Annotated in this window: 4 protein-coding genes and 1 pseudogene; all 5 read left to right on the top strand. The window is 34.0% G+C overall.

Translation table 11 applies throughout. From position 1 onward, the window contains the following. Positions 1 to 870, top strand: an 870-nt coding sequence (locus KTR06_RS24630) for an RHS repeat-associated core domain-containing protein (protein WP_305863222.1), incomplete at its 5' end; no start/stop codon positions are given. Then, the gene (locus KTR06_RS24190; RefSeq protein WP_120068329.1) at positions 821 to 1,306 is read left to right on the top strand and encodes a hypothetical protein; all 486 of its coding nucleotides are present in this window, start codon (positions 821 to 823) and stop codon (positions 1,304 to 1,306) included. The genes KTR06_RS24630 and KTR06_RS24190, both read left to right, overlap by 50 nt. Positions 1,307 to 1,411: 105 nt before the next feature. Next, a pseudogene (locus KTR06_RS24625) lies at positions 1,412 to 1,638 on the top strand (hypothetical protein); the annotation flags it as partial. 108 nt (positions 1,639 to 1,746) lie between these two features. Then, complete coding sequence (locus tag KTR06_RS24620) at positions 1,747 to 2,232, top strand: hypothetical protein (RefSeq protein ID WP_254306463.1); 486 nt, start codon at positions 1,747 to 1,749, stop codon at positions 2,230 to 2,232. Then, positions 2,192 to 2,761: a hypothetical protein gene (locus tag KTR06_RS24180; protein ID WP_120068325.1), complete on the top strand. Its 570-nt coding sequence runs from the start codon at positions 2,192 to 2,194 to the stop codon at positions 2,759 to 2,761. Before KTR06_RS24620 ends, KTR06_RS24180 begins: the two co-directional genes overlap by 41 nt. Positions 2,762 to 3,035: the final 274 nt, after the last annotated feature.

Here is a 3,035-nt window from a genome sequence, read left to right as displayed (position 1 = left end):
GATAGACAAGGTGGTCTTGACTGGTATGATTATGGGGCGAGACATTATGATGCGGCGCTAGGAAGATGGCATGTTGTAGATCCGTTGGCGGAGAAATACTATTCGATTAGTCCATATGCGTATTGTGGTAATAATCCTATTATGTTAGTTGATGTCAATGGTAAAGAGTGGGGTATTGTTTTGAATGCCAATGGAACTAAGACTGTAACTCTAGCTGTTAATTTCAATGTTGATTCAAGTCTTAATCTGACATCGTCTCAAATTAATGCATATAAAACAGCTATTAGTACACAGTTAAACAATACATTTCAAGAAGCTTCTGGAGGGATGGTATCAACTGCTGTTACTTTTTATAGTGGAAATGAAAACATATCGCAATCGTTGTCTTTGGGGAAAATGGATGGCACATTAGGAGGGGGCACTACCTATTTTAGTTCTTCTGTGAATTTGTTTAATCCTAAGGGGGAGTTGAGATCACTTTCCAATATAGCTTCGGATGCCACACATGAAGTATTACATACATTAAGGCTAGGACATCCATTTGAATTGACGCAAACAGCAGATACAGAGTTGGTAAGGGTAGCTCCTAACTCTTTTGTATCTACTTCTACAACGGATAAGAATATTGTGAATAATATTATGAACTATCCTCAAATTACTATTGATGGTATGAAAGGCTACGATCTAAATATGTTAACAAAAGGGCAGCTGAATTATATATTAAATGAGATAAACTTACAAAAACGAGGATATGGTTTTGTTCCAAAATATAATTCAGTGTTAACTCCTGAACAAAATGCTAATTTATATAAACAATATTATGAAGACTATTGGCTTAATTTCCCAGGAACTCCTGTTCAGAATCAATAAAACATATCTATTGATTGTTGTAGTGCTATGTATCTGCTCTTGTAATTTAATAAAAGGGCAACAAAAAAGTGATTTTGTTACATATGATAGTTTATCGCAGAAAGAGGTATATACTTTTGTTGAAAAAATGCCTTTTTATAAGGGAGGTGAAGCAGCTTTCATATCTGATTTTAGCAGAAAATTTCGTCCTGTTTATTCTGATACTGAACCTAAACAAACAATCTTGAAAGTTCAGTATGTTATAGATAAAGAAGGGCATTTGATAGGTGCTAGAATTTACAATAAGAAAGAGGGGGATAAGCTTTCGGCTTTTGAAGAAAATGGTTTGAAAGCATTAAATTTAATGCAAAATTGGCAGGCAGGAATTCATGAGGACAAAGCTGTGAATGTAATATTGACAAGAGTAATACATGTAGATATAAATCATACTGATTAAAATTTAGGTATTTTCTTGTTCATCTGTACTTGTAATGTGAACTGTTTTTGTCTTACCCTGGTATAAGTTGGCTAGAAAATAGTCAATTTGTATCAGGGTATTTTATATTATAACTCAAACGGAAATTTAATACAGGATTTAAACAAAAAGATTTCTGAAATTCAGTATAATTGTTTAAATTTACGCAGCTGTATAGAGTTTGAGGATGGAGGTGCCATTTCCTATCTTTATGATGCCAAAGGAATAAAGTTCCGGACACGTATGTAATAGCTGGAAAGACCACAACTACTGATTACTTTGACGATGCGATCTATGAAAATGGTGTGCTCACTGGAAGAAACTTATCATTTTCGTATAGCGGTGGTAATATAACTCATTCTAACCCTTTCGTTCAGTCGGTTATAACAGCGTATCAATATAATAAGGCGAATGGTATAAAAATGGGTAATGGAGGTGGAGCTTCAACAGTTGCAATAGTAGAAAATACTGATATAAAAGTGAATGTGATGGAAGCTATATATGATAACAAATATAGTCCGGATGCTGCACGTGGTACTGGATGTATTTATTGGAAAAGTGATTGGGGGGCACAACATGATAATGGTACTGTAAATTCTCCGGCTACTATATTTGATCATGAAGCAGATCATGCGCTAGAACATAAAATAAATGCTCAAGAGTATGAGGTAAACAGGGTACGTGGCAGCGACCTGCAGTATCAGACAAAAGAAGAAAGACGAGTGATAACCGGTTCAGAACAGAAAACTTCAAGGGCTAATGGTGAAACTCGTCCAGGGCAAGTTACAAGAAGAAATCATAATGGGAAAACTGTAATAACAAAAGGAGTTACTTCAAATGTAATTGACGAACAAAAAACACTGGAATATGAGAAAAGAAAGAAACCTGTATGGACTTCGGAGCCATAAAAGCAGTTATTATTCTATTTCATTATTTTTACTATTATTATTTGTGACATCTTGTAAAAGTAATCAATTATTAATTGATAATAACGATGTTGAGAATGTAAACTTTTGGTTTATAGGAGATGTAGATACAAATATTCCTATCACCGATTGTTTGCACATTGTATTTGGAAATGATAACCATAAAACGATTATTCGTGATAGGAAGATTATTGATCGTTTTGTAGCTCTGGTTAATCAGTTGAAACCTGCCGGACCTGATTCTTATATTGATCTTAGAGTAAGTTCGCTTATAAAACTAAAACCGATAAATGGTGAAAGGAGACCTGATATTAGGGTCTGTATTGGTGCTGGTGGTTATGGGGTGTTTTTAAATGATGTATTGATGAAAGGAAATTCTAAAGAACTTCAGAAATTTGTTCAAGAAGAATTGTATGATTCTCTTACTCCGTATGAATGGTTACCTGATTTTATCAAAGGGTATCTGAAAGATCATCCGGAAGAAAAAAGTAAATATTTGCCTGACGAATAAGAAGTGTCTTACCCTGATACAAATTGGCTAGAAAACAGCCAATTTGTATCAGGGTATTTTATATTATAACTCAAACGGAATTTTAATACAGGATTTAAACAAAAAAAACTGAAATTCAGTATAATTGTTTAAATTTACCCAGCTGTATAGAGTTTGAGGATGGAGGTGTCATTTCCTATCTTTATGATGCCAAAGGAATAAAGTTCAGAACAACGCATATAATAGCTGGAAAGACCACAACTACTGATTACTTTGACGATGCGATCTATGAAAA

Source organism: Bacteroides sp. MSK.20.12, from assembly GCF_019052435.1.
Classification (GTDB): Bacteria; Bacteroidota; Bacteroidia; order Bacteroidales; family Bacteroidaceae; genus Bacteroides; species Bacteroides xylanisolvens.
This window is presented reverse-complemented; position numbering and strand designations above follow the sequence as displayed.

Excerpts from the sequence above, each read along its gene's own strand:
- KTR06_RS24190 (WP_120068329.1), top strand. The coding sequence starts at position 821 with ATGAAGACTATTGGCTTAATTTCCCAGGAACTCCTGTTCAGAATCAAT.
- KTR06_RS24180 (WP_120068325.1), top strand. The coding sequence starts at position 2,192 with ATGAGAAAAGAAAGAAACCTGTATGGACTTCGGAGCCATAAAAGCAGT.
- KTR06_RS24620 (WP_254306463.1), top strand. The coding sequence starts at position 1,747 with ATGGGTAATGGAGGTGGAGCTTCAACAGTTGCAATAGTAGAAAATACT.